Origin of the sequence: Pseudonocardia sp. MH-G8, assembly GCF_002262885.1 — a bacterium.
Classification (GTDB): Bacteria; Actinomycetota; Actinomycetes; order Mycobacteriales; family Pseudonocardiaceae; genus Pseudonocardia.
In genome coordinates, this window is record NZ_NKYF01000003.1 from 327,490 (window position 1) to 351,428 (window position 23,939).

At 71.7% G+C, this 23,939-nt stretch carries 30 protein-coding genes; 16 read left to right on the top strand and 14 right to left on the bottom strand.

Translation table 11 applies throughout. The features are described 5' to 3' along the window. Complete coding sequence (gene kdgD / locus CFP66_RS10970; RefSeq protein ID WP_094922743.1) at window positions 1-936, top strand: 5-dehydro-4-deoxyglucarate dehydratase; 936 nt, start codon at window positions 1-3, stop codon at window positions 934-936. A gap of 3 nt (window positions 937-939) precedes the next feature. Here kdgD and CFP66_RS10975 read toward each other — a convergent pair whose 3' ends face one another. Further along, window positions 940-2,214 carry a glucarate dehydratase family protein gene (locus CFP66_RS10975; protein WP_094922744.1) on the bottom strand — a complete coding sequence of 425 codons (1,275 nt, stop codon included), beginning with the start codon at window positions 2,212-2,214 and terminating at the stop codon, window positions 940-942. 48 nt (window positions 2,215-2,262) lie between these two features. After that, window positions 2,263-3,171 (bottom strand): DMT family transporter, encoded by a 909-nt coding sequence (locus tag CFP66_RS10980; RefSeq protein ID WP_233159317.1) that lies wholly within the window; start codon window positions 3,169-3,171, stop codon window positions 2,263-2,265. Between the two features lie 68 nt (window positions 3,172-3,239). On the opposite strand from CFP66_RS10980, the gene CFP66_RS10985 reads away from it, so the two are divergent. Further along, the gene (locus CFP66_RS10985; protein ID WP_094922746.1) at window positions 3,240-4,124 is read left to right on the top strand and encodes a LysR family transcriptional regulator; all 885 of its coding nucleotides are present in this window, start codon (window positions 3,240-3,242) and stop codon (window positions 4,122-4,124) included. Window positions 4,125-4,213: 89 nt separating this feature from the next. Beyond that, on the top strand, window positions 4,214-4,891 hold the full coding sequence (locus CFP66_RS10990) for a hypothetical protein (protein WP_198961372.1): 678 nt from the start codon (window positions 4,214-4,216) through the stop codon (window positions 4,889-4,891). Window positions 4,892-4,962: 71 nt separating this feature from the next. On the opposite strand, the gene yidD is transcribed toward CFP66_RS10990, so the two are convergent. The 3 genes from yidD to CFP66_RS11005 form a co-directional block, all read right to left on the bottom strand. Beyond that, entirely contained in the window at window positions 4,963-5,478 is a 516-nt protein-coding gene (gene yidD, locus CFP66_RS10995) for a membrane protein insertion efficiency factor YidD (RefSeq protein ID WP_158228064.1), read from the bottom strand. Between the two features lie 72 nt (window positions 5,479-5,550). After that, window positions 5,551-6,198 carry an HAD-IA family hydrolase gene (locus CFP66_RS11000; protein WP_094923104.1) on the bottom strand — a complete coding sequence of 216 codons (648 nt, stop codon included), beginning with the start codon at window positions 6,196-6,198 and terminating at the stop codon, window positions 5,551-5,553. 39 nt (window positions 6,199-6,237) lie between these two features. Further along, on the bottom strand, window positions 6,238-6,426 hold the full coding sequence (locus CFP66_RS11005) for a helix-turn-helix domain-containing protein (protein WP_094922749.1): 189 nt from the start codon (window positions 6,424-6,426) through the stop codon (window positions 6,238-6,240). 114 nt (window positions 6,427-6,540) lie between these two features. Between CFP66_RS11005 and CFP66_RS11010 the strand changes: the two genes are divergently transcribed. After that, a complete protein-coding gene (locus CFP66_RS11010) occupies window positions 6,541-6,837 on the top strand; it encodes a hypothetical protein (protein ID WP_094922750.1) in 297 nt (98 codons plus the stop codon). A gap of 39 nt (window positions 6,838-6,876) precedes the next feature. Here the strand turns inward: CFP66_RS11010 and CFP66_RS11015 are convergent, their stop codons facing one another. Both CFP66_RS11015 and CFP66_RS11020 read right to left on the bottom strand, forming a co-directional pair. Then, a complete protein-coding gene (locus CFP66_RS11015; protein WP_094923106.1) occupies window positions 6,877-7,551 on the bottom strand; it encodes a response regulator transcription factor in 675 nt (224 codons plus the stop codon). A gap of 17 nt (window positions 7,552-7,568) precedes the next feature. Next, entirely contained in the window at window positions 7,569-8,741 is a 1,173-nt protein-coding gene (locus CFP66_RS11020; RefSeq protein ID WP_094922752.1) for a sensor histidine kinase, read from the bottom strand. Window positions 8,742-8,873: 132 nt separating this feature from the next. On the opposite strand from CFP66_RS11020, the gene CFP66_RS11025 reads away from it, so the two are divergent. From CFP66_RS11025 to CFP66_RS11035, 3 genes are read left to right on the top strand one after another with little or no spacing between them, the layout of a single operon-like run. After that, window positions 8,874-10,442: an alpha/beta hydrolase gene (locus CFP66_RS11025; RefSeq protein WP_094922753.1), complete on the top strand. Its 1,569-nt coding sequence runs from the start codon at window positions 8,874-8,876 to the stop codon at window positions 10,440-10,442. A 6-nt stretch (window positions 10,443-10,448) separates the two neighbouring features. Then, on the top strand, window positions 10,449-11,099 hold the full coding sequence (locus tag CFP66_RS11030) for a hypothetical protein (protein ID WP_094922755.1): 651 nt from the start codon (window positions 10,449-10,451) through the stop codon (window positions 11,097-11,099). 36 nt (window positions 11,100-11,135) lie between these two features. Next, a complete protein-coding gene (locus CFP66_RS11035; RefSeq protein WP_198961374.1) occupies window positions 11,136-12,644 on the top strand; it encodes an alpha/beta hydrolase in 1,509 nt (502 codons plus the stop codon). A 36-nt stretch (window positions 12,645-12,680) separates the two neighbouring features. Here the strand turns inward: CFP66_RS11035 and CFP66_RS11040 are convergent, their stop codons facing one another. Next, window positions 12,681-13,322 carry a GntR family transcriptional regulator gene (locus tag CFP66_RS11040; protein ID WP_094922758.1) on the bottom strand — a complete coding sequence of 214 codons (642 nt, stop codon included), beginning with the start codon at window positions 13,320-13,322 and terminating at the stop codon, window positions 12,681-12,683. Between the two features lie 154 nt (window positions 13,323-13,476). On the opposite strand from CFP66_RS11040, the gene CFP66_RS11045 reads away from it, so the two are divergent. Genes CFP66_RS11045 through CFP66_RS11065 form a run of 5 tightly spaced genes read left to right on the top strand, consistent with a single transcriptional unit; the run spans window position 13,477 to window position 17,545 of the window. Beyond that, complete coding sequence (locus CFP66_RS11045; protein ID WP_094922759.1) at window positions 13,477-14,478, top strand: ABC transporter substrate-binding protein; 1,002 nt, start codon at window positions 13,477-13,479, stop codon at window positions 14,476-14,478. Further along, on the top strand, window positions 14,475-15,290 hold the full coding sequence (locus CFP66_RS11050; protein WP_094922761.1) for an ABC transporter permease: 816 nt from the start codon (window positions 14,475-14,477) through the stop codon (window positions 15,288-15,290). The genes CFP66_RS11045 and CFP66_RS11050 overlap by 4 nt, the downstream gene beginning before the upstream one ends. Then, window positions 15,287-16,096, top strand: a complete 810-nt coding sequence (locus CFP66_RS11055; protein ID WP_094922762.1) for an ABC transporter ATP-binding protein — start codon at window positions 15,287-15,289, stop codon at window positions 16,094-16,096. Before CFP66_RS11050 ends, CFP66_RS11055 begins: the two co-directional genes overlap by 4 nt. Before the next feature lie 2 nt (window positions 16,097-16,098). Further along, window positions 16,099-16,851 carry an ABC transporter permease gene (locus CFP66_RS11060; RefSeq protein WP_094922764.1) on the top strand — a complete coding sequence of 251 codons (753 nt, stop codon included), beginning with the start codon at window positions 16,099-16,101 and terminating at the stop codon, window positions 16,849-16,851. After that, entirely contained in the window at window positions 16,835-17,545 is a 711-nt protein-coding gene (locus CFP66_RS11065; RefSeq protein WP_094922765.1) for a fumarylacetoacetate hydrolase family protein, read from the top strand. Before CFP66_RS11060 ends, CFP66_RS11065 begins: the two co-directional genes overlap by 17 nt. Here the strand turns inward: CFP66_RS11065 and cutA are convergent. The 4 genes from cutA to CFP66_RS11085 all read right to left on the bottom strand — a co-directional run bounded on the left by cutA (window position 17,466) and on the right by CFP66_RS11085 (window position 19,554). Further along, window positions 17,466-17,759 (bottom strand): divalent cation tolerance protein CutA, encoded by a 294-nt coding sequence (gene cutA, locus CFP66_RS50260; RefSeq protein WP_094922767.1) that lies wholly within the window; start codon window positions 17,757-17,759, stop codon window positions 17,466-17,468. The genes CFP66_RS11065 and cutA overlap by 80 nt on opposite strands. Next, the gene (locus CFP66_RS11075; protein ID WP_094922768.1) at window positions 17,756-18,088 is read right to left on the bottom strand and encodes a hypothetical protein; all 333 of its coding nucleotides are present in this window, start codon (window positions 18,086-18,088) and stop codon (window positions 17,756-17,758) included. Before CFP66_RS11075 ends, cutA begins: the two co-directional genes overlap by 4 nt. A gap of 228 nt (window positions 18,089-18,316) precedes the next feature. Further along, on the bottom strand, window positions 18,317-19,135 hold the full coding sequence (locus CFP66_RS11080) for a mycofactocin-coupled SDR family oxidoreductase (protein WP_094922770.1): 819 nt from the start codon (window positions 19,133-19,135) through the stop codon (window positions 18,317-18,319). Window positions 19,136-19,332: 197 nt separating this feature from the next. Beyond that, window positions 19,333-19,554 carry a hypothetical protein gene (locus tag CFP66_RS11085; RefSeq protein WP_094922772.1) on the bottom strand — a complete coding sequence of 74 codons (222 nt, stop codon included), beginning with the start codon at window positions 19,552-19,554 and terminating at the stop codon, window positions 19,333-19,335. A gap of 187 nt (window positions 19,555-19,741) precedes the next feature. Here CFP66_RS11085 and CFP66_RS11090 point away from each other — a divergent pair, with 187 nt between their 5' ends. The 3 genes from CFP66_RS11090 (at window position 19,742) to CFP66_RS11100 (ending at window position 22,533) form a co-directional block, all read left to right on the top strand. Then, window positions 19,742-20,581: a helix-turn-helix transcriptional regulator gene (locus CFP66_RS11090; protein WP_094922774.1), complete on the top strand. Its 840-nt coding sequence runs from the start codon at window positions 19,742-19,744 to the stop codon at window positions 20,579-20,581. Window positions 20,582-20,601: 20 nt separating this feature from the next. After that, complete coding sequence (locus CFP66_RS11095) at window positions 20,602-20,808, top strand: DUF397 domain-containing protein (protein WP_094922776.1); 207 nt, start codon at window positions 20,602-20,604, stop codon at window positions 20,806-20,808. Between the two features lie 225 nt (window positions 20,809-21,033). Further along, window positions 21,034-22,533 (top strand): serine hydrolase, encoded by a 1,500-nt coding sequence (locus CFP66_RS11100; protein WP_198961375.1) that lies wholly within the window; start codon window positions 21,034-21,036, stop codon window positions 22,531-22,533. A 222-nt stretch (window positions 22,534-22,755) separates the two neighbouring features. On the opposite strand, the gene CFP66_RS11105 is transcribed toward CFP66_RS11100, so the two are convergent. Then, the gene (locus tag CFP66_RS11105) at window positions 22,756-22,956 is read right to left on the bottom strand and encodes a helix-turn-helix domain-containing protein (protein ID WP_094922778.1); all 201 of its coding nucleotides are present in this window, start codon (window positions 22,954-22,956) and stop codon (window positions 22,756-22,758) included. 95 nt (window positions 22,957-23,051) lie between these two features. Between CFP66_RS11105 and CFP66_RS11110 the strand changes: the two genes are divergently transcribed. After that, on the top strand, window positions 23,052-23,348 hold the full coding sequence (locus tag CFP66_RS11110) for a hypothetical protein (RefSeq protein ID WP_094922779.1): 297 nt from the start codon (window positions 23,052-23,054) through the stop codon (window positions 23,346-23,348). Window positions 23,349-23,521: 173 nt separating this feature from the next. Here CFP66_RS11110 and CFP66_RS11115 read toward each other — a convergent pair whose 3' ends face one another. Continuing rightward, window positions 23,522-23,833: an EthD family reductase gene (locus CFP66_RS11115; RefSeq protein WP_198961376.1), complete on the bottom strand. Its 312-nt coding sequence runs from the start codon at window positions 23,831-23,833 to the stop codon at window positions 23,522-23,524. Window positions 23,834-23,939: the final 106 nt, after the last annotated feature.

Below are 23,939 nucleotides of genomic sequence, written 5' to 3' on the forward strand. Positions count from 1 at the left end.
ATGACCAGCGCGAAGTCCCGCTTCTCCCCCACCGATCTGCGCGCGGCGCTCGGCTCCGGGCTGCTGTCGTTCCCCGTCTCGCACGCAACGGTCGATCTCGAGTTCGACGAGCCGGCCTACCGGGAGCACGTCGAGTGGCTCGGCGGATTCCCCACATCCGGCCTGTTCGCCGCCGGGGGCACGGGCGAGTTCTTCAGCCTGACCACCGACGAGGTCGCCCGCGTGGTCACGGCCGCCCGCGCCGCGGCGCCCGCCGAGCTGCCGATCGTCGCGCCCGCCGGTTACGGGACCGCCACCGCCGTGGCGATGGCCCGCAGCGCCGAGCAGCGCGGCGCCGACGGGGTGTTCCTGCTCCCGCCCTACCTCACCGAGGTCGACCAGGAGGGCCTGTACCGGCACGTGGCCGCCGTGTGCCGGGCGACCTCGCTGGGCGTGGTGGTCTACCACCGCGCCAACGCCCGGTACACCGCCGCGACGATCGACCGGCTCGTCGCCGAGTTCGACAACCTGATCGGGTTCAAGGACGGCGTCTGCGACATCGACCTGCTCGTGCGGCTGCAGGCCACCCACGGCGAGCGCCTCCTCTACGTGGGCGGCCTGCCGACCGCCGAGACCTACGCCCTGCCCTACCTCGAACTGGGCGTCACGACGTACTCCTCGGCGATCTTCAACTTCGCCCCGGCGTGGGCGGCGCAGTTCTACACGTCGGTGCGCGAGCGCGACCGGGCCGACGTCCACGCCCGCCTCGCCGACTTCGTGCTGCCGTACCTCGAGATCCGCAACCGGCGCGCGGGGTACGCGGTCTCGATCGTCAAGGCCGGCCTCACCGCGGCCGGCCGTCCCGCGGGCCCCGTCCGCCCGCCGCTGACCGACCTGACCGAAGCCGAGCAGGCCGACCTCGCCGATCTCGTCGCGAAGGTGGCGACACCGGCATAACGATCACCAGCGGGGCTTGGCCACCTCGTAGCCCGGGTCGATCCGCTTCATGTAGCCGGTGTCGTCCCGGTCGCGGATCCCGCTGCGCAGGTACTGCTCGTGCAACGCGCCCAGCTTGTCCCGGTCCAGCTCCACGCCCAGCCCCGGCGAGGTCGGGACGGCGACCGAGCCCTGCGAGAACGCCAGCGCCCCGGGCCGCACGACGTCCTCCTCCGGGTCCTTCCAGGGCCAGTGCGTGTCGCAGGCGTAGGTGAGGTTCGGCGTGGCCGCGGCCAGGTGCGTCATCGCGGCCAGGCTGACGCCGAGGTGGCTGTTGGAGTGCATCGACAGGCTCATGCCGAAGGTCTCGCAGATGCCCGCGAGCAGCTTCGAGCGGTGCAGCCCGCCCCAGAAGTGGTGGTCGGAGAGCACGACCCGCACCGCGCCCTGCCGGATCCCCGGCTCCAGGTCGGCGAAGCCCACCACGCACATGTTGGTGGCCAGCGGCATCGCCACGTTGCGGGCCACCTCCGCCATCCCCGGGATGCCGGTGGTCGGGTCCTCCAGGTACTCCAGGACCCCGTCGAGCTCCTGCCCGACCCGGATGGACGTCTGAGGGGTCCAGGCGCCGTTGGGGTCCAGCCTCAGCGGGTGGTCGGGGAACGCCTCGGCCAGCGCCCGGACCGCGGCGATCTCGGCGTCCGGCTCGAACACCCCGCCCTTGAGCTTGATGGCGGAGAAGCCGTAGTCGGCGATCATGCGCTTCGCCTGGGCGACGATGCCGTCCGGGTCGAGGGCGGCGCCCCACGTGTCCGGCTCGGCGTCGGGGTGGCCCGCCCACTTGTAGAACAGGTAGGCCGAGTAGTCGACCCGGTCCCGCACCGCGCCGCCCAGCAGGCTGCTGACCGGCAGCCCGGTGGCCTTGCCCTGGATGTCCAGGCACGCCACCTCGAAGGGCGAGAGGACCGCGTCGGCGGTGCTGGAGCTGGTGACCATGCCGGCCATCCCGTGCCCGCCGGATCCGGTGTCGCCGTCGAGGGAGCTCCGCACCCGGCGGTCGAGACCGTTGAGGTCCCAGACGTCCGTGCCGGCCACCAGCTCGGCGGCCCGGCGGAGCCGGTCGAGGTGGGCACTGTCGCCGTAGGTCTCGCCGAGCCCGGTCAGCCCCTCGTCGGTGCGGACCTCCACGATGGTGCGGATCGCGAACGGCTCGTGCACACCCACGGCATTCAGCAGGGGCAGGTCCCGGAACGCCACCGGCGTGACCTCGACGGCGGCGATGCGCTGGCTCGTGTGCACGGCTACTCCGTATGCATATGTGGACGGCTATTGCTTATGCAGACGACCCTAGGAACCGTCGGCGGCGGGTGTCAACGCCGCCCGCGCCCGCCGGGCGGTGAGGAGCACCGCCACCGCATTGGCCGTGACGACGAGCGCGATGCCGAGCCAGTCGAGCGCGGCGAGCGCCTGCCCGAGCACGACGGCGCCGATCGCCGCCGCGTAGACCGGGCTGCCGCTCATGAAGATCCCGAAGAGGTGGGCGGGGACGCGGCGCAGGGCCAGCAGGTCGGCCAGGAACGGCACGACCGAGGCCAGCACGCCGGCGGTGGCGGCGTAGGCGAGGGCGGCGGGGGTCGGCGGGTGGGCGATGAGGATCGCCACCCCGACCGGCACGTACACCAGCGCCGACACGACACCGGCCGCCGCCGAGCCCTCCACGCCCGGCGTGCGCCTGCCGACGGTGCGGTTGAGCAGGATGTAGCAGGCCCAGCACAGGGCGGCGAGCAGCGCCAACCCGATGCCGAGGGCGTCGGTCGCCGGCTGCGGGCGCGTGAGCACCACGACCCCTGCGGCGGCGAGCGCCGCACAGCCCAGAGTGGCACGATGCCGGGCGCCGGCCAGCGCGACGGCCAGCGGTCCGAGGAACTCGAGGGTGACCGCCAACCCGAGCCCGATGCGGTCGATCGCGCTGTAGAGCGACACGTTCATGACGGCGAACACCGCGGCCAGCCCGAGCACCGGCCACCACTGCTGCCGCGTGAACGAGCGCAGCCGCGGCCGCCCGACCGCCAGCAGCACCACCGCGGCCACCCACTGGCGCACCGCCACCACGCCGACCGGCCCGATCACGTCGAAGGCGAGCGCGCCCGCCGCCGCTCCGGACTGGCTCGCCAGCCCGCTGCCCACCATGAGCGCCACCCCGGAGGCCCGGAGGCGGTCGGGAGCCGGAGCGGAGGTCGGGGTGCCGGTGTCCACGCCGCCAGGGTGCGCCGCTGCAGACCATTCGCAAAATGCAATGCGCGCCCGCGCAATACGCTGGACGCATGGATGTCGAGCTGCGGCACCTGCGCTGCCTCGTGGCGATCGTCGACGCCGGTGGTTTCACCGGCGCGGCCGTCGAGCTGGGCCTCACGCAGCCGTCGGTCTCCCGCACACTGGCGGCGCTGGAGGATGCGCTCGGGGCCCGGCTGCTGCGCCGCACCAGCCGGGAGGTGGTGCTCACCGCCGCGGGCGAGCGCGTGGTGAGCCGGGCGCGGCGGGTGCTCGCCGAGGTCGAGGACCTGGCGCGGGAGGTGCGCGGCGGCGCGGCCCGCCTGCGCCTGGGCCACGCGTGGGCGGCCGTCGGGAAGCACACGCTCGCGCTGCAGCGGCGGTGGGCCGCGCAGCACCCGGACGTCACGCTGCAGCTCGTGCGCACCAACTCACCGACCGGCGGGCTCGCCGAGGGCGCCTGCGACGTCGCCGTCGTGCGCTCCGCATCCGCGGTGCTCGACCCGGGGCGCATCGATCCCCGCCGGTTCGACGGGGCCGTCGTCGGCCTGGAGCCGCGCTACGCGGCGCTCGCCGCGGACGACCCGCTCGCCCGGCGGCGCCAGCTGCGGACGGCCGACCTGGCGAGCCGGGTCCTCGCGGTCGACCCGCGCACCGGCACCGGCACGGTCGAGCTCTGGCCGCCCGGCGCCCGCCCCGAGGTGGAGGAGACCCGCGACGTCGACGACTGGCTCGCCGTCATCGCCACCGGGCGCTGCATCGGGGTCACCGCGGAGAGCACCCTCACGCAGTACCGGCGCCAGGGTGTCGTGTTCCGCCGCCTGCGCGGTGCGCCGCCCGTTCCGGTGCGGCTCGTCTGGTGGCGCGACGACCGCCACCCGGCCACCGACGACGTGGTCGGGCTGCTCGTGGAGCTCTACGGCGGGTACGGACGATGACACTTCCAGAGCACTGCTCTTGACGAAGAGCGCCGCCCTCCGACATGCTTGCGGCGTCGCGAGCACTGCTCTCTCCCGAAGGGCCGATCATGTCGCACCGCCCCGTCCCACCCACCGGTACCGCGCTCCGCCGCACCGGCGCCGCCGCGTTCGCCGTGGCAGGCGCCCTCTTCGTCCTCTACCCCGCGGCGCGGCCCTACGGCGACCTCGACCCCGCCACCACGGCGGCCGCGTTCAGCTCGCCCTGGTGGCTCGCGTCCCACCTGGCTGCCGTGCTCGGCTTCGTGCTCGCGGGGACCGGCCTGGTGGCGCTGTTCCTGCGCCACCGCACCACGCCGCTCGCGGTCGCGGCCGGCACCTGGTGGCTCGGCACGGCCCTGACCGTCACCTACTACGGCGCGGAGACCTTCGCGCTGCACGCCCTCGGCACCGGGATCGAGGATCCGGCACTGCTCGCGCGGCTCGCCGAGGCGATCCGGATGGGGCCGGCGCAGGTCACGGTCTTCGCCACCGGACTCGTCCTGCTCGCGGCGGCCGGCGTGCTCACCGCGGTCGCACTGCGGTCCCTGCACGGCGCGGCGCTGCCCTTCGCCGCGGGTGCCGTGCTGTTCCTGCCGCAGTTCTTCGCCGAGCCGGGGTTCCGGGTCGTCCACGGCACGTTGCTCGGCCTGGGCTGCCTGCTGCTCGCCGCGCACCTCGCGCGGCGGCCGGCCGCGGCGCCCGTCGCGACCGGGCCGGTCGCCCCGCCGGTGCCGAGCGCGGCCTGACCGAGGCCCGGGTCTTCATGATCGCCAGATGGGGCGCGGCCGGCCGGGAGGGTCCGCGGTGATCGATCTGATCAGCACCTGGCGGCGGGCGCTGCGGCACTGGCGTACTTCTCGGAGTGATCACGGCCCGGTGATCGGTCCGAGCAGCGCGTGGGTGCTGTCGCGGCGACGTCAGGTACTTCTCGCAGCGATGGTCGTCGTTGGCACGGCGGACCACACTCGCCCACCCGCCGGGCGGCGGTGGCGAGCCCGCGCCGCGGGCCGAGCGACATGACGGCCGCGAGCGCGTACGCGCTGCAGCTCGGGGTGGACGGGCAGCGCGGCGTGAACCGGGTGAACCACCTCCGGTAGGCACGCAGGAGCCCCACGACGGGTCGCCGGCCCGCGGCGTCAGGCACCAGGAACGCGGCGAGGAACAGGACGGACGAGACGCGGAGCAGGTTGCAGCCGCCGATCCCGTCGCAGCCGTCGCAACCGCCACAGCCGGAGGCCGCGTCCCCGGCGACGTCGCCGACCTCAGCGGCCCCGCCCAGCCGATCCGCAGGAGATGCGCGCTCCGACGCCTCCTCGTCACCCGGAACGGTCACCGGCGGCTCCTCCCACGTCTCGATCGCATCGGTCCGAGTGACGACCGCCGGACCACGCAACGCGGTCCGGGGTCAGGCCGTCGTGGTCACCACCAGGCCGTCCGCCACGCGTTCCACGGTGCACGCGTTCAGGTCGGGGACCACGACATCGGCGGACGTCAGCTCCGAGGCCGGGTGCGAGGTCGCCACGGCCACCGTGTGCGCGCCCGCCGCGCGGCCCGCTCCGATGCCGGCAGGCGCGTCCTCGACCACCAGGCACCGGGTGATGTCGTACCCGAGCGCGGCCGCCGCCTTCAGGTAGCCCTCCGGATCTGGCTTGCCGGCGCTGACGTCGCCCGCCGAGACGAGCACCTCGGGAACGGGCAGGCCCGCGGCGGCCAGGCGGGCCTGCATCAACACCCGCGAGCCCGACGTCACCGCGGCCCAGCGATCAGCGGGGAGGTCCCGCAGCAGCGTCCGTGTGGCGGGCAGCGCGATCACCTCGTCCAGGTCGGCCAGCTCCAGCTCCGCCAACGCCGCGACGCCCGCCGCCTGCTCCTCGACCGGCAGGAACCGGGCGATCGTGTCCTCGCTGCGCCGGCCGTGGCACACGCGCAGGATCTCCTCGGGGTCGAGGCCGTACCGGCCCGCCCAGGCCGTCCAGCTCCGGACGACCGCGCCGGTGGAGTCCACCAGCGTGCCGTCGATGTCGAACAGCACGGCATCGACGCGGAAACGCACGATCACACGCTACGTCACGGCCCGATCGGTGACGAAGGCTCAGTCCGGGCGCTTCCGGAGCGCGCGGAGCTGCTCCCGCAGCTCCTCCAGGTCCCACCGGTACTGGTTCCCGGGCGTGACGACGGTCGGCATCAGCCGGCCCTCCTTCGCCCACCGCGACAGGCTCCGCTCAGCCAGGCCGAGCGCCGCAGCGGCCTCGGGGGTGGTGAGCAGTCGGTCCGGCGCCACGCAACGGACCCTAAGCCGCCGATACGGCCTGGTCAGCCGTGATGGCGAGCACGGCGAGCAGGGCGAGTAAGACGAGCGAGGCGAGAATGGCGAGAATCGCGGTAGGCTCACCCCATGGCGTTCTGGGTCACCGCAACGGGCGAGGGGTTCGCGATGGGCGAGGCAGCAGACGAGGCCGCGGCGCGGCGCATGATCGAGTCCCAGCAGCGCGGCTCCGTGACGTTCGACGAGAACACCGGCCGGTACCGCTGGACCGTGGTGCTCGACGGCGGCAAGTCGTCGCACGGGTACGCGGAGACCCGGGACGAGGCCTGGTGGTTCGTCGAGGAGGCCCTGAACCGGCCATACCGCGGGACCCGGTACCGAGGACCACGAGGACGCTTCTCGCTCCCGCCTCAGCCGCGCTCCTGAGATCGGCCCGAGCTCATCGACGATCGTCGGAGCCCACGTTCACCGACCCTGCGCGTCGAGCCCCGCGTCGTGCACGAGCACCGCCACCTGCACGCGGTTGTTGAAGTCGAGCTTGGTCAGGATCGCGGACACGTGGGTCTTCACGGTGGTCACGCCGATGTGGTGGCGCGCGGCGATCTCCGCGTTGGACCGTCCGGTGCCGATCTCGATCGCCACGGTGCGCTCCCGGTCGGCGAGGGAGTCGAGCTTGCGCCGGGCCGCGTCGCGCCGGGTGTCCTGTTCGGTCCCGGCGACGCGGTCGATGAGGCGGCGGGTCACCTCCGGGGAGAGCACGGGCCGCCCCTGGGCCGCGTGCCGGATGGCGACGACGAGCTCGTCGGGCGGGGTGTCCTTGACCAGGAACCCGGCCGCGCCGGCCCGCAAGGCGCGCAGGACGTGCGCGTCGGCGTCGAACGTGGTGAGCACGACGACCTGCGGTGCGGGGGTCCGGGCGCGGAGGATCTCGGTGGCGGTGATCCCGTCGGTGCCGGGCATCCGGATGTCCATCAGGACCACGTGCGGACGGTGGCGGGCGGCCAGCGCGATCGCCTCCGCGCCGTCACCGGCCTCGGCCACCACCCGCAGGTCGGCGGCGCCGCGCAGCATCATGGTCAGGCCGAAGCGCACGACCGGGTCGTCGTCGGCGAGGAGCACGTCGATCGTCGGCGGCTCCATCGACCGCTCGGCCTCGCTCACGCCGACCACCGTATCCGCATGCCCAACCGCCACCCACCGGAGCCGGTCGGCCCGTGCTCGAGCCGCCCGCCCACGAGCGCGGCCCGCTCGGCCAGCCCGCGCAACCCTTCCCCGGAGCCGATCGGAGGCGCGTGGGGCTCGGGGGGCGCGGGCGGCCGATCGTTGACGATCTCGACGGTCAGGTCGTCGCCCGGCTCGCCGGTGATCCGGACGAGGACGGGCGCGCCGGGAGCGTGCTTGCGGGCGTTGGTCAGGCCCTCCTGGACGAGCCGGTAGAGCGTGCGACCCACCGTTGCGGGAACGGCGCGACCGCCGGTCGTCACGCCGGCGGCGTCGCGCAGGTCGACCGGGGTGCCGGAACGCCCGATCTCGTCGACCAGCTCGACCACGTCCTCGACGCCCGGCAGCGGGCGGTCCTCCTCGGGTGCGCGCAGGACGCCGATCACCTCGCGCAGGTCCTGCATCGCGCGCCGCGCGTTCTCCCGGACCACCTCGGCGGCCCGGGCGATCTCCTCGGCCGAGGCGCCGCGGTAGTAGGCCAGGGCGCCCGCGTGGACGCTGAGCAGCGACAACCGGTGGCCGAGGACGTCGTGCATCTCCCGTGCGAGGGCCTCGCGCGCCTCGTGCTGGGAGCGCTCGGCCCGCAGCCGGGCCTCGACCTCGGCGGCCGCGGCCCGTTCGCGCAACGAGGCGACGAGCTGCCGCCGGCTGCGCGTGAGCATCCCCCACCCGGCCACGCCGACGACGAGCGCGACCTGGAGCGCCACCAGCAACCACGACGACGTCACCGGCCCGGGACGCAGCGCCAGGAAGACGATGAACGCGAGCACGTTGCCCACGGCCACCACCGCGGTGGCCCTCGCCGAGCGGTGGACGGCCACGGTGAGCAGCGCGACCAGCGACGCGGCCGAGACGGCCAGGGAGAAGGTGCTCAGCAGGACCAGGGCGACGGCGAGCTCCACCGGGAAGCGGCGCCGCCACCACAGGGCGAGGCACCCGAGCCCGCCCGCGGCGTAGTCCAGGTGCAGCACCCAGTCGGGCAGCGTCAGCGCGGGCTCCGCCCAGTGCACGGCCGGGTAGATCCCGGCCACGGCCGCGAGCCCGACCAGCCCGCCGTCGACGAGCCGGTCCCGGACCGTCCCGCGCCCCGCGCCTGCTGTGTCGTCCATCGGGGACGAGCCTAGGCAGGCCCGCGCGTCACCACCTCCTCCCGAAGGAGGAGCCACCCTCCGACTTCGGCGGGGCGATCCCCACCCGTCGAGTGATCCACACCTGCGGGTGGCCGCCCTAGCGTCCCTGGCATGCCCCCGTTGTCACGTGTGCCCCGGTCGTCGCTCGCCGCGGTGGTCGTACCGCTGCTGCTGGTGGCCGGGTGCGCCCAACCGCCGACCGCGGCACTCGAGCTGCAGCCCGCAGGACCGTCGCCTGAGCTTGCGGAGTTCTACGGCCAGCAGATCGCGTTCGGGCCGTGCGCGCCCTACGCCACGTCGGCGGTCGACGAGCAGCTCTTCGCCGACGATCGTTTCGACTGCGCCCGCGTGCAGGTCCCGCTGGACTACACCGACCCCGACGGGCCACGCGGGGAGGTCGCCCTGCTGCGGGCGAAGGCCCGGGGGGAGAAGATCGGATCGCTGCTGGTCAACCCGGGCGGTCCCGGCGGTTCGGGGATGAACTTCGTCGCCGCGTTGGGCCCGATCTGGGACAACGTGCCGGTCGGCGAGCGGTTCGACGTGATCGGGTTCGACCCGCGGGGTGTGGGCGCCTCGACCCCGCAGGCGGAGTGCTTCACCGACGCCGAGACCGACCGGGGCGAGCAGCCCTCGCCCTACCTCTTCGACGTCACCGACGCGCGGACGGCCGGCGAGATCGCCCGGCACTGCGCGGAGCGCACCGGCGGTGTGGACGCCCTGACCAGCGTCGGGAGCGGCAACGTCGTCCAGGACATGGATGTCATGCGCGCGGTGCTGGGCGACGAGAAGCTGAACTATCTCGGCTACAGCTACGGCAGCGAGCTGGGCGGGATGTACGCCGAGAGGTTCGGCCAGAACCTGCGGGCGATGGTGATCGACGGTGCCGTCGACCCCGAGAGGACCGAAGCCGAGTTCCGGCAGTCCCAGTTCGTCTCCTTCCAGAAGGCGTTCGACGAGCTGGCCGCCTCGTGCGCGACCGACGCGGGCTGCCCGCTGGGCACCGACCCGGCCCGGGCCACCGAGGTGTTCCAGGACCTCGTGCGCCCGCTGCTCGACCGGCCCGCACCCACCACCGACGGTCGCGGGCTGACCTACGAGGACGCGATCCAGGCCGTGCAGCCGGCCCTGTTCACCGAGGCCCAGTGGCCGATGGTCGTCCAGGGACTCACCGAGCTGTCCGCCGGGCGCGGTGACGTCCTGCTGGGGATGCGCGACGCCGCCCTCGGGCGCGGCCCCGACGGCGGGTACGGGGGCGCGCTGAACGTCGATGCGAACCTCGCGATCCGGTGCATGGACAACCCGCGACGCAGCCCCGAGGAGAACACGGAACTGGCCCGGGAAGCGCGCGAGGCCGCCCCGTTCCTGGACCCCGGACGCCCGGTGGAGCAGGTCCACTACGAGTGCGAGGCCTGGCCGGAGCCGGTGAGCCGGTCCCTCCCGTGGCTCGACGGCGACGTCGACGTGCCCCCGACCCTGACGGTCTCGGTGACCGGTGACCCGGGCACCCCGCACCAGGGCGGGGTGAACATGGCGCGCCTGCTGGGCGGGAGCCTGCTCACCGTGGAGGGCGCCCAGCACGGCGTGGCGCTGTTCGGGCAGAGCCCGTGCGTGGACGGGATCGTCACGGACTACCTGATCGACCTGCAGACCCCGCCCGCCGACGCCCGCTGCACCCTGTAGGCGATCATGCTCAAGAAGGTCAAGCGTCGCCTGCAGCTCGCGAAGGTCAAGCCCGGCGACGGGAGCAGGCTCGCGCAGTACCGCGTCTGGCAGCTGTTCTCCCGATCCCTCTTCGGCCTCGAACTCCCCGACCGTTCGGGGCGCTGTCACGTCTTCGAGGTCGACGTCCGGCACATGGCCGACAGCACGACCAAGAGGCGCCCCGCCGCGCTCTACCGGGACGGCATCCAGATCCACTGCGCCAACGTCCCCGTGGCGTTCCCGGTGCCCGGCGGCGTCATCGAGGTCGCCACCAGCCCGTACGGGCTCAAGCGCATGCACCACGTCCGCGACGACGGCGGCGTGCGCATGTTGCGTCCGCACCCTCGTTCGGCGGAGGGACTTCGGGCGAGGTTCGATCGGCGGTTCCCCCGCACCAGCGCCTCCATCGGTGCCGTGGCCGTCGTCGTACTCCTGGTGGGGCTCGCCGTCACCCTGTCCGTGACCGTGGAGGCGATCACCCGGGTCCCCCTCGTCGCCGAGCACGTCGGCGCGTTCACCTCGCCGATCCACCTCCCCGGGTGGGCGAAGGTCGCGCTGCCGGCCGCGGGGTTCGTCGCTGCTCTCGAACGCTCCCTGATGCTCCGCAACCAGTGGCTGGCGAAGGTCGGCGCGTAGGTGCCCTGGCCGTCCGCACGAAGAGGAGAACGAGTGTTGTCACGTCCGATCCGGTCGTCACTCGCGGCGGTGGTCCTGCCGCTGCTGCTGGTGGCCGCCGGGTGCGCCGAGCCCACTGCGCCGGCCGGCCCGCCGCCGGCGGCGGAACTGGCCCGCTTCTACGACCAGGAACCCGCCTGGGCGCCGTGCGAAGACCCGGGGTTCGAGTGCGCCCGGGTGGAGGTGCCCCTGGACTACGAGCGTCCCGACGGGCGGACCGCCCAGATCGCGATGCTGCGGATCCCGGCACGGGGCGAGCGGATCGGATCCCTGTTGTACAACCCGGGCGGCCCCGGCCAGTCGGGGACGAGCGTGCTCGCCACCATGCTGGCGAAGCCGTTGGCGACCAGCCCGATCGGCGAGGGGTTCGACGTCGTCGGGTTCGACCCGCGCGGGATCGGCGCCTCGACCCCGGCCCTGGACTGCCACACCGACGCCGAGCGCGGCGACGACGCGATGTTCGTGTGGCTGCGGGCCGAGGACCGGACCGAGGAACAGACCCGCGGGCTGGCCGAACGGTGCGCGGAGCGATCGGGGGGCATGGACGTGCTGGAGCACGTCGGCACCCGGGACGCCGCCCGGGACATGGACATCCTGCGCAGCGTGCTGGGTGACGACCGGCTGAGCTTCCTCGGGCAGAGCTACGGCACCCGGCTCGGCGCGGTCTACGCCGAGGAGTTCCCGCAGAACGTCCGGGCGATGGTCCTCGACGCGCCGATGGACCCGGCGGTGGGTACCGCCGAGCGGTACACGGCGCTGTTCGCCACGTTCCAGCAGCGCTTCGACGACCTCGCCGCGTTCTGCGCCACCGACCCGGCGTGCCCGCTGGGCACCGACCCGGCGCGGGCCACCGAGGAGTTCCAGAGCATCGTGCGCCCGCTGCTGGACTCCCCGGCCCCGGCCATGAACGGGCGGACCCTCGGGTTCGACGGTGCCATCGAGGGGATGATGGCGGGCCTCTACACCGAGGACGCCTACCCGACCCTGGTGCAGGGCATCACGGAACTGGCGGCCGGGCGCGGTGCCGTCCTGACCGCGCTGCGCGACGTCTACGTCGGCCGAGGACCCGATGGGAGCTACACCAACTGGGTCGAGGCGTTCCAAGGGGTCAACTGCCTCGACGAGCAGCGCCGGACCCCGGACGAGGAGACCGCGCTGAAGCGCGCCTGGTACGACGCAGCGCCCTTCCTGGACCCCGGTCGTCCGGTGGGCGAGACCCACGACCGGTGCGAGCACTGGCCCGGCCGGCCCACCCTCGGATTCCCCCACGCCGACGGGATCGAGGGACTGGCCCCCACCCTGACCGTGGCGGCCACCGGCGACCCGGCCACGCCGTACGAGGGCGGGATCAGCCTGGCCGAGTCGCTCGGGGGCAGCCTGCTGACCGTCGACGCCGCCCAGCACGGCTCGGTCCTGCTCAGCGGGAACGCGTGCGTCGACGGCATCGTCGCCGACTACCTGACCACCCTGCGCACGCCACCCGACGGCGCCCGGTGCGCGGGATGAGCGGTGCGCTGCACCCGCGTCGTGATCATGGGCAGTTCAGGCGCCGTCGACGAGCTGGCCGACGGTGTCACCGACCGAGCGCTTGTGCCACAACGCCAACTTCGACGCACGCTCGGCGTCGCGGGCCCGCAGCGCGGACATGATCCCCTCGTGCTCGGCCTGCGACGTCGCGAGCCGCTTCGGCACCAACCGGAACACCCGCTGAAAACCTGAGTGCCGACTCCAGATGTCCATCGTGAGGTCCCGCAGCATCTCGTTGCCGCACGCGGCGACGATGGTCTCGTGGAACTCACGGTTGAGGTCGGAGAATCGTGGCCCGTCCTGGGCGTCGACAGCCTCTTGCATCCGCTCCATCAGCACCTCGAGCTCGCCGAGCGCCGCCTCGGAGAGGCGTTCGGCGGCCAACCCGGTCGCGATGCTCTCCAGGTGTGAGCGGATGAAGTAGGTCTCCTCCACCTCCCGGGCGGTCAGCGTGGTGACCCGGGCGCCACGGTAGGGCTCCGTCTCCACCAGGCCGTCTCGCTCCAGCATGCGCAACGCCTCGCGCGCCGGGATGTCGCTGGACTCGTACTGGGTCGCGATCTCCCGCAGCACCAACCGGGCGCCGGGCTCGATGTCGTTGGACAGGATGCGCTCGCGCAGCGCCCGGTAGATCGTCTGCGACTTCAGGTCAGCCATCGCCGACCGCTCCTTCCCAGGCGATCAACGCCCACGACCTCAGCGTGCCGGGCACCCCCGCCTCCCGGTCCGAGGAGGACCGGCTTCGCAGATCCATTGCTACCACGTTTTATATCAGATATGTTCCGCGGCACCTGCTGATGGGAGTCTCGCGATGAAGCGAATCTGCGCACTGGCTGCGGCGTCGGTGCTCGCGCTCACGGCGTGCGGCGGCGGTGGTGGCTCCTCGGCAAGCACCGACGAGGGCATCCGTGTCGCCCTCGGCGACATCGAGTCGGTGGAGACCCTCGCCCTGATGATCGCCCTGGAACGGGTGCGGGAGCGCGGGACCCCGGTGGAGCTGATCGAGCTCGCCGACGAGGACCTGGCGAATCAGGCGGTGGTCGGCGGACAGGCGGACGTGGGTCTCGGCGCGCCCTACGGCCTGATAGAGGGCTCCGGCGCACCACTGCGGATCTTCTGCCAGCTGCAGACCCTGCGCTTCTTCCCCGTGGTCGACAAGGCCGCCTACCCGGACTGGCAGGCACTGGACGGTGAGACCTTCACCGTGCACTCCCGCGGTTCCGCGACCGAAGCGCTCGCGTCCGTCGTCCAGGAGCAGGAGGGCATCGAGTTCGGCGAGATCAGCTACGTCTCGGGCGCCGAGGTGCGGGCCACCGCGCTGCTGCGCGGGAACGTGAAGGCCACCGTGCTCGACATCCCGAACAAGAACTACGTGATGGCCGAGGCCCCGGGCAGGTTCCACATGCTGCCCACGCCGGACACGGGCGCGAGCGACGAGGTGCTGTTCGCGAACACCGAGTGGCTGAAGTCGAACGAGGACGACGTCCAGGTGCTGCTCGAGGAGGCCCTCACCGTCTGGCGCTCGATCGTGGAGAACCCCGCGTACGTCCAGGAAGAGCGGCAGCGTCTCGAGCTGCTGGCCGACCTGCCGGCGGAGCTGGAGACGCAACTGCTGCCCTACTACGAGCAGGCCGCCGAGGAACGTGTCTTCACCCAGGACTGCGGTGGTAGGGAAGCCGTGCAGGCCGACTTCGAGTTCTACCACACGGCCGGCCAGCTCACGGCCGAGCCGCAGGCGCTCGCGGCGGAGGACTACTGGGCCTTCGGACCCATGGAGAAGGCCCTGACCGCCCTCGAGGGATCGGGCGGATGACGGTGGCGGCAAGCACCGTGGCGAGCCGCGTCGGCCGGACGGCGGCGATCACCGGCCGGGGAGCGCGCAACCCCTGGGTGCTGCGGGTCGGCTCGATCCTGCTGGTGCTCGCCCTGTGGGAGTGGGGCGGCACCGCGGGGGTCAGCATCGCCTTCCCCAAGTGCAGCGACACCTTGGCGGCCTTCGCCGCGATGGTCGCCGACGGCACGTTCGCGGCCGCCTACGCGGAGACGGCCGGCCCCCTGTTCGTCGGCGTCCTCCTCACCGGCATCGGCGGCGTCCTGGCCGGGCTCGTCATGGGGCTCTCACCTCGCGCCGAGTGGATGGGGCTGCCGCTCTTCATCGTGCTGCAGGCCTCACCATCGGCGGCGATCGTCCCGCTGATCACCTTCGTCTACGGCATCGGCTTCGCCGCCAAGGTCTTCGCGGTCGTCCTCCTCGCCGCGCCCGTCATCGTCCTGAACTCCTACCGGGGCATCGCCCACACCCCGCGTTCGCCGCTGGAGATGAGCAACGCGTTCCTCGCCAGCCGCTGGCAGCGGGTGTGGAAGATCGTGATCCCCGCCGGGAGCGGGCTGATCTTCGCCGGCCTGCGGCTCGGCCTCGCGCAGGGCTTCACCGGCGCCGTCCTCGCGGAGCTGATCATCACGCCGACGGGAGTGGGAGATCTGATCACATATAACCGCTCGGTGGCCGACTATCCACGGATGTTCGCAGCGATCTTGTCGATCATCCTGGTCGCGAGCGTCAGTGTGACGGCCCTGCAACGCCTGGAGCAGCGCCTGTTCCGCCCCGAGATGAGGCTGGCATGACCGATGGCACGACGTCCCGGGCCGCTACGGCGGACCGCACCGACAACACTCCCGCCGCGCGGGTCGTCGACCTCGTCAAGGACTTCGGCGGTGGGGTCAGGGCGATGGACGGCATCACCTTCGACATCCCGAGGGGCGAGCTGACCAGCATCATCGGTCCGAGCGGTTGCGGAAAGACCACGACGCTGAAGATCATCGCGGGCCTCGCCGAGGCAACCTCGGGACGGGTGGAGGTCAACGGCGTCCCGGTCACCCGACCGGGTCCCGACCGGGCCTTCGTCTTCCAGGACTTCGCGCTGATGCCCTGGGCCACCGTGCTGCGCAACGCCGCGTTCGGTCTGGAGCTGCGCGGCGTCCCGCGCAAGGAGCGCGAGGAGATCGCGAAGGAGTACGTCGGCAAGGTGGGTCTCGCCCGCTTCGAGAACTCCTACCCCCACCAGCTGTCCGGAGGCATGCGGCAACGGGTCGGGCTGGCCCGGGCGCTCGCGGTCGACGCCGACATCCTGCTGATGGACGAGCCCTTCGCGTCGGTGGACGAGCAGATCCGACGCAGGTTCCAGGAGGATCTGCTCCGGCTGCTCAGCGACGAGAAGAAGACCGTCCTGTTCGTGACGCACTCCATCGAGGAGGCCGTCTACGTCTCGGACCAGGTCGTCATCCTGACCAGAGGGCCTTCGCGCGTGTCGAAGGTCGTGCGGCCCGGTGTCGACCGCAGCGGCGGCTCGGACAGCATCCGGCGCAGCCCGGAGTACCTCGACTGGGTCGAACAGATCTGGTCCGAACTGCAGAGTTACCTGGAGACGTGACGATGACGGTCCGAGGTCATCGCATCCCGAGCGGGTTCTCCCTGCTCGTGTGGTTCGTCCTGTGGGAGATCATCGGTCGGCTCGAGCTCGTGTCACTGATCCCGCCGTTCACCGACGTCGTCGTCGCACTCGTCGAGGTCGTCCCGTCGTCCGCCTTCATCGAGGCCGCGACGATCACCCTCCAGGCCTTCGCCATCGGCATGGTGCTCGCCCTCGTCGTCGGGATCGGCGTCGGCATCGCGATGGGCAGGAACCGCACCGCCGGATCCGTGATGGGCATGTGGGTGAACATCTTCGAGAGCTCGCCGCTGACCGCCGTGGTGCCGGCGCTGATGGCGCTGCTCGGCTTCGGTCTCCCCACGATGGTCGTCACCGTGTTCCTGTTCTCCGTCTGGGTGATCGCGCTGGACACCCAGGTCGGTGTCCAGCGGGTCAACCCCTCGCTGGTGGAGATGGGCCGGTCCTTCGGCGCCTCTCGACGGGCGCTCTACGCCCAGATCATCTTCCGGGCCGCGCTGCCGGAGCTGCTGGCGGGCATCCGCCTCGGCCTCATCCGCGGGCTGAAGGGCGTCATCATCGGGCAGCTGCTGATCGCCGTGGTCGGCGTCGGCTACCTGTTCGAGCTGTACTCCCGCAGCTTCCTGATGCCGGAGTTCTGGGCGTTGCTGATCGTGCTGTTCACCTTCGCCTTCCTCGCCTCGGAGGCGGTGGCCTACTTCGAACGAAAGGTGTCCTTCTATGCCTCCAGTCGGTGACCAGGCGAGTTACGCCATCGCGGCGCCGGTCGTCACGACCGTTGCCGTGGTCGGCACCGACGCGACCTTCCCGGTGGCCCGCGTCTTCTGCGTCGGCCGCAACTACGCCGAACACGCCATCGAGATGGGCCACGACCCGGACCGCGAACCGCCCTTCTTCTTCATGAAGCCGGCGAACGCCGTCGTACCCACCGGCAGCAGACTCCCCTTCCCGACGCAGACCCAGGACCTGCACCACGAGGTCGAGCTCGTCGTCGCGCTCGGTGAAGGTGGGCGGGACATCGACGTGGACAAGGCGCTGAACCACGTCTTCGGGTACGCCGTGGGCCTCGACATGACCCGGCGCGACATGCAGGCCGTGGCCAAGAAGCTCGGCCGTCCGTGGGACATGGCCAAGGGGTTCGACCAGTCTGCGCCGACCAGCCCGATCCGGCCGGCGGCTGACATCGGACACCCTGCCGAGGGCGCCATCTGGCTCCGGACCAACGGCGAGATCCGCCAGCAGGGCGACCTGGGGCAGCAGATCTGGAAGGTGCCCGAGACGATCAGCTATCTGAGCACGCTGGTCGAGCTGCGGCCCGGTGACTGCATCATGACCGGCACCCCGAAGGGTGTCAGCGGGGTGCAGCCGGGCGATCGCCTGGAGGGCCACATCGACGGCGTGGGCGACCTGACCGTCGAGTACCTGGGGTAGAGCCGGCTACCTGTGAGGCGGCGGGTCTCCGCGTGTGGAGCGAGGCGCGGCCCTCGGTCCGCTCGTGCTCCTCGCCCTGCCACCGGTGGATGGAGTGGACCGCGGAGAAGTTGTGGACGCTCGAGCACAGGTGCCGGTCGACGAGCTCGCGCGTGAAACGGCGCAGCCAGTCCGGGTCGGGTGCGGTGATGACGACCTCGCAGAGTTCGGTCATCCCGCATCCTCCTCACGCTCTCGGATGAGGTCGTCCATCGCCCGCGCGGAGTCCTCGCGTGTCTTCCCCATCGTCGCCCAGCCGGACATGGTCTCGTCGTCGTAGCCGAGCCCGACCCAGCGGCCGACCATCGAGTGGCCGTGGGGATGCTTCATGTACAGGTACATCGTTCCCTTGGAGCGGACCGCGCCCTCGTTCGCCGCATACCAGCCGGTGAGGACCTGGTTGTCCCAGAAGCGGAGTTCACCGGTCCAGAGGTAGCCGCCCTGCTCGGCCGCCAGGCCGCGCTGGGTGGCCACGATGTTGACCAGGTCGCCCTCCTGGCGCATGTGCACCGACTGCGTCGCGATCTTCTGCTCGCCGGGCCTGCCACGACGCCCTGGCGGGGCCGGAAGCGCCGGCCAGAAGCATGGTCATCGGTTGGGTGCACTGGCGGCCACATCCGGCCGTTCGTGCACCCAACCGATGATCACCGCAGCTCCCGGCCTGCAGGCCGGTCTCGGTGCCGCTGCGGACCAGCCGGTCGAGGGTGTCCTGGACCTCGCGCTGGAGTGAGCTCACTGGAGGCCGTTGGCCAGGGTGATCGAGGTGCCCGTCTGGCAGCGGCCCTCGTCCGAGACGAGGTACAGCACGGCGTTCGCCACGTCCTGCGGCTCCAGGAGCCCGGGCCGCGGCCGGCCCTGCGCGAACATCGGCTCGACGTCCTCCCGGGTCGGCTCCTCCAGGTCGGGCCGGATCACCCGGTACGTCGCCGGATTGTGGATCATCGCCGTGTTCACCCCCGCGGGCAGGACCGCGTTGACGACGATCCCGTCCCCGGCGACCTCGTGCGCCAGCGACTTCACCAGCGCCACCACACCCGCCTTGGCGGCGGCGTAGTGCCCCGCGTTGGTGGCACCCGATCCGGCGACGATCGACGAGACCGCCACGATCCGGCCGGAGCCGCGCTCGATCATGTGCGGGAGGACGGCCCGGAACGCGGTGAACACGCCGGTGAGGTTCACGTCGATCATCGTGCGCCACTGCTGCTCCGACATGGCGGCGATCGGGCTCGCGCCGCTGATGCCCGCGTTGGCCACCAGCACGTCGATCCGGCCGTACGCCTCGATCGCCCGGTCGGCCACGCCCTGCATCGCCGCCAGGTCGCGGACGTCCGCGGTGACGGCCAGGCAGCGCCGGCCGAGCTCCTCCACCGCCCGCACGGTCTGTTCCAGGTCGTCCGGCGTGGCCAGCGGGTACGCGACCCCGTCGAGCGGCGCGGCGATGTCGCACACGACGATGTCGGCGCCCGCGCGGGCGAGCGTGACCGCGTGCGCGCGCCCCTGCCCACGCGCCCCACCCGTGATGAGCGCGATCCTGCCGTCGAGTCCACCCATGCCGTGCGCCTCCCGTTGCTCAGAAACCGATCTACAGGTGGAGACCGCCGCACGAGCGGCAACTCATCGGTGGACGGCGAGGCGCGGGATGACCGAATCAGGACAGCGGCCGCTGAGGGCGGCGGGGTTCCGACCACCACGCGGTACTGCATGGCTTCCCCTTCACGCGCAGGCATGGACCGGGGAAGCCGCCTTGCTCATTGCGTGGTGGTGCCTTGCGAGCTGTCAGGGCTGGGAGCCGACGCCGCTTGCTTGACTGCCTGGTACATCGAGCGAGCTGCCTCCTCCTCGGAGTCGGCGAACCCGTACAGCTCGGTCTCCGTGCTCGCGAGCCACGCGTTCCACCACCAGCGGTGGTGCCGCTCGATGTAGACGACGCGGGTATCCCACCGAAGATCAGACGACCACTCGGCGGTCATCGGACGGTCCAGACGTCATGGCCGCGACGTCGGTGGTCCTTCCCGGTCCGGTGGACGAAGAGGCTCTTCAGGTTCGCTCTGTTCGACATACGCACCCCGTGAGACGCTGGAGCCCAGATGATCGGCATGTGTCGTGAAACGCACACCGACATTAGCATGCAACGTTTCATGCAAGAGAGGTGGGACCGTGGCAACATCGGCCGCTGCTGCGCTCCGGTGGCTCATCGGCTCTGAGTTGGCCCGCTACCGCGAGGAGGCGCGACTCTCGCTCAATGAGGCCAGCGCTCGGACCGGGATGGGCAAAGCGAAGCTGCACCACCTGGAGAGCGGACGCCAGGCGCAGGACCCGGACGACATCACGACCCTGTTGAGCGCGTACGCGGTGCCCGCGAAGGACATTGACCGCCTGACCACGCTGACCGGCCGCGCTGATGAGGCCACCTGGTGGGCACCGTGGGCTCAGGTCGTGCCGGACTGGCTGAAGACGTACGTCGGTCTCGAAGGGCTCGCCGAGTCGTTGTTCACGTTCGAGGCGCTGGTGATCCCTGGGCTGCTCCAGACGCAGGAGTACGCGGCGGCGATGACGGCGAGCGCGAAGTCGCTCCGTCCTGATCACGGTGAGCGGTTCGTCAAGTTCCGCATGGCGAGGACACGGCGACTCACTGACTCCGAGCGCCCGCTCTCGTTCCACGCAGTGATCCCGGAGGGTGCCCTACGTCTGGCGGTCGGGACGCCCGACGTCCGACGGGACCAGCTACAGCACTTGCTCTCCATGGCGGATCTTCCGACCGTGACGGTGCAGGTCGTTCGACCTGAAGACGGCCCTCACTCCGCGCTCGGGGGCGGATTCGTCACGCTCGACTTCGGCTCTGCCGCTCGCCCCGTGGTGTACATCGAACTGAAGGACGGTGCGGTGTATCTCCAGGAGGAAACCCAGGTAGATGCCTATACGATGGTGGCCAACGACCTACGCCAGGTCGCCATGAGTCCTGGGCAGTCCCGCGAGTTAATCGCAAGCATGTTGTAGTAGCGAGGGAGGCGCACACCATGATCACCGACCCCGGTCCGAGGTGGCGCAAGAGCAAGGCCAGCCAAGGTAACGGCAACTGCGTCGAGATGGCCGCCCTCCCGGACGGCCGGGTCGGAGTCCGGGACTCCAAGGACCCGAGTGGCCCCGTCCTGACCTTCACCCGTGCAGAGCTGCGTGCCTGGCTCCACGGTGCCCGCTCAGGCGAGTTCGACGATCTGACATAGCACAGCGGTCACAACCGCCCCCTGGTCGCCCCTTGGCCAGGGGTTCCTGCTGCCTGGGGACCGTCCCCACGGTGGCAGGCTGCCCGGCGGAAGCGAGGCAGAGCAGCCGAACCGTGAGGAAGCCCCGCCCGGCGGAGGAGGCCCCGCAACGGCTCCCAGGAGCCGAGAGCGAATGCGCCTGCAGACCTGTTGCGCCCCGGCAGTGTGATCGACACGATCGCGCGTATGACGAGGGACGAGCCACCGGGCCGCGTGATCGTTTCCGGGATGCCGGGGATGCCTTCTCAGCGTGCCCTGTTGCCGCGGTCGACACCGGCCGCCGTGGGGGTGTCGTCCCGCGCGGTCGCCGCGCTGCTGGACCGGCTCGAAGCACAATCCATCGAATGCCACTCGATCATGGTGGTTCGCCGCGGTCACGTCCTCGCCGAAGGCTGGTGGGCGCCGTACTCGGCCGAACGCCCCCACCTGCTCTACTCGCTGACCAAATCGTTCACCTCGATCGCCGTCGGGCTGGCGATCGCCGACGGACTGCTCTCGCTGGACGACCGGGTGGTGGACGTGCTGCCCGACCACGTGCCGGCCGACGTCTCCGCGCAGGGACGCCGCATCACCGTCCACCACCTGCTGTCCATGACGGCCGGTCACGGCACGGACAGCCTCGACGAGGCCTGGCAACTGGAACCGGGCGACCTGGTCAAGGGCTTCCTGCGCGTACCGTTCACCGAGGCCGAGGGAACACGGCACACCTACGACAACTCGACCACTTTCATCCTGGCCCGGATGGTGGAACGGGTCACGGGCCACGGCCTGCCGGAGTTCCTCGACGAGCGCCTCTTCACGCCCATGGGTGTCGGCCACGCCGAGTGGGACCGGGTGGCCAGCGGCGCCGCCTTCGGATTCCACGGGCTGCACCTCACCACCGAGGCCGTCGCCGCGTTCGGCGAGCTGCTGCTGCGCGGAGGCCGCTGGGGCGAGCGGCAGCTCGTCCCGCGCGAATGGGTGGAGCTCGCCACCAGGCGGCACGTCGACACGCTGCCTCCCGCGGACGAAGCCGGGAACCCCGACTTCCTGTGCGGCTACGGCTACCAGTTCTGGATGTCGCGGAACGGCTACCACGGAAACGGGTCCTACGGCCAGCAATGCGTGGTCGTCCCGTCGCACGACCTCGTGGTCGCCGTGACCAGCGGCCACCCGAACGAGGATTCGCCGGCACAGGTCGTGCACGACGCCATCCGGGAATGCCTACTGCCCGGTGTGGACGTGGCGGGTGGTGACGGCTCCACGGACGACGAGCTCCTCGCCGAGCGGCTGCGCCGGCTGTCGCTCGCGCCCGTGCCGGGCTCGGCCGAGCCGGGCCTCCTCGTCACCGCGAGGCTCGACGCCTCCGCCGAGGATTCGCCACTGCCCGACGGGACCAGGGTGGCCGTCGATCCCGTCGATGGTGGCTGGCTCCTGCGACTCGGGTCGGATCTCGACATCGAGACTGGCCACGGCCACTGGCGGGAGAGCTCGCCACTCGGGCGCCCCATCGTCGCGGCAGGCGCCTGGCAGGGCGGCACATTCGTCGCCGAGCTCTACGTCATCACCACCCCGCACCGGGTCCGGCTGGTGGTCGACGCCGAGGCGCAGACAGCCGTGGCGACGTGGAGCACCGTGCCCCTGACCGGCCCCAGCCTGGAACTGCACGTGACCTCGCCGCTGATGACACGGCCCGACGTCGCGTAGCCGGCCGGTAGCGACCAGTAGGCCGGCGGCCGGCGGGTCGTCAGCCCCTGCGGTGTGCTCGCCGGGCGGACCGCAGAACGCCTCCAGGTCCATCCACACCGGCCGGTCCAACCGCGGTGGCGGCGTAGCGGTTGTGCCGCTCCAGGCTTGTACGACATGGCTTCCCCTTCCGCCGTGACGGCCGGGGGGGGAAGCGGCCTCCCTCGAGGAACGTACGTCCGGCTACTCGGGCCGGGCTCGTAGAAGCTGCTCGCGCAGGTCGCTCACCAGCCACCTGTACTGACCCGGGCGCTTGTCGCCGCCCGGGGTCACCAAGGCGGGGGTTACCCGCCCCTCTTTGGCCCACCTCGCCAGCGAGCTTGCGGACACGCCCAGCGCGCGGGCTGCCTCGCCCGTGCTGACCAGACGCTCTGCGCTCCCCACGGGTCGACGCTATGTCGAGCCAGATGCCCTGGTCACGCCTATTGGTCCTGTTGGGACGGATACCGCAGATGAGCCCGTTAGGCTAGTTTGGCCAAATGACGTTCTGGTGGACGGCGATGCCGGGAGGCGGGTGCACGATGGGTGAAGCGCCGGATGAGGCAGAGGCGCGGCTGGAGATTGCTCGCGCGCAGGGGCGTGCTTCGGTGCGCTTTCACGAGCGGAGCGGCCGGTACCGCTGGGCCATCGTGATGGACGACGAGAAGACTTCTCACGGCTGGGCCGACACGGAGTCGGACGCCTGGTGGTTCGTGAAGGAGGCCGTGAACAGGCCGTACCGGCTGAGCTACCAACGAGCCCCTCGGGGGCTGTTCAGCCAGCCGCCCGAGTCCTAGAGCACCGTCAGAGGCTCGCTCAGCGGCCCCCGGCCCCCTCCGGGATGGGGGATTCCTCGCTGTTCGGGCCCCTCCACATTGGCCGTCCTACTGTCCAGGAGCGGCGGAAGCGTCGCCACCGGCTCGACGCTCACCGGCGAGCGCCTCGCGGCGTACGTCGGGCGGGTGGCCGGTCAGACGACGGCGCCGGCCGGCCCCGCCAGCAGCGTGACGCCTGCCATCGCGAAGTTGGCCAGGTCGGCCCGGGTCGCCCGGCCCTCCGGTCCCGCCATGCCCGCGCCGTAGGCCGCCTCGGACTCGTACTCCATCACCGCCACCAGGTAGTACTGGGGCAACGTGCCGTCCGGGCCCGGTCCGGGCCTCGTCACCGTGTAGCGCTGCAGGCCGGGGATCGTGGCGGCGAGCGGCGCGTGGACCCCGTCGTAGTGTCCGTCGAACCGGGCGGGATCCTCGGGGTGGTTGTAGAGCACGGTGACCTGGAACACGAGACCTCCTCGCCGAGGGACAGGAGCCATCTCTAGCGCATCGATGGCGGCCCGAGGCAACGGTGAGGGCGAGATCACGGGACCGGGTAGACGATCTCGGCGGCGA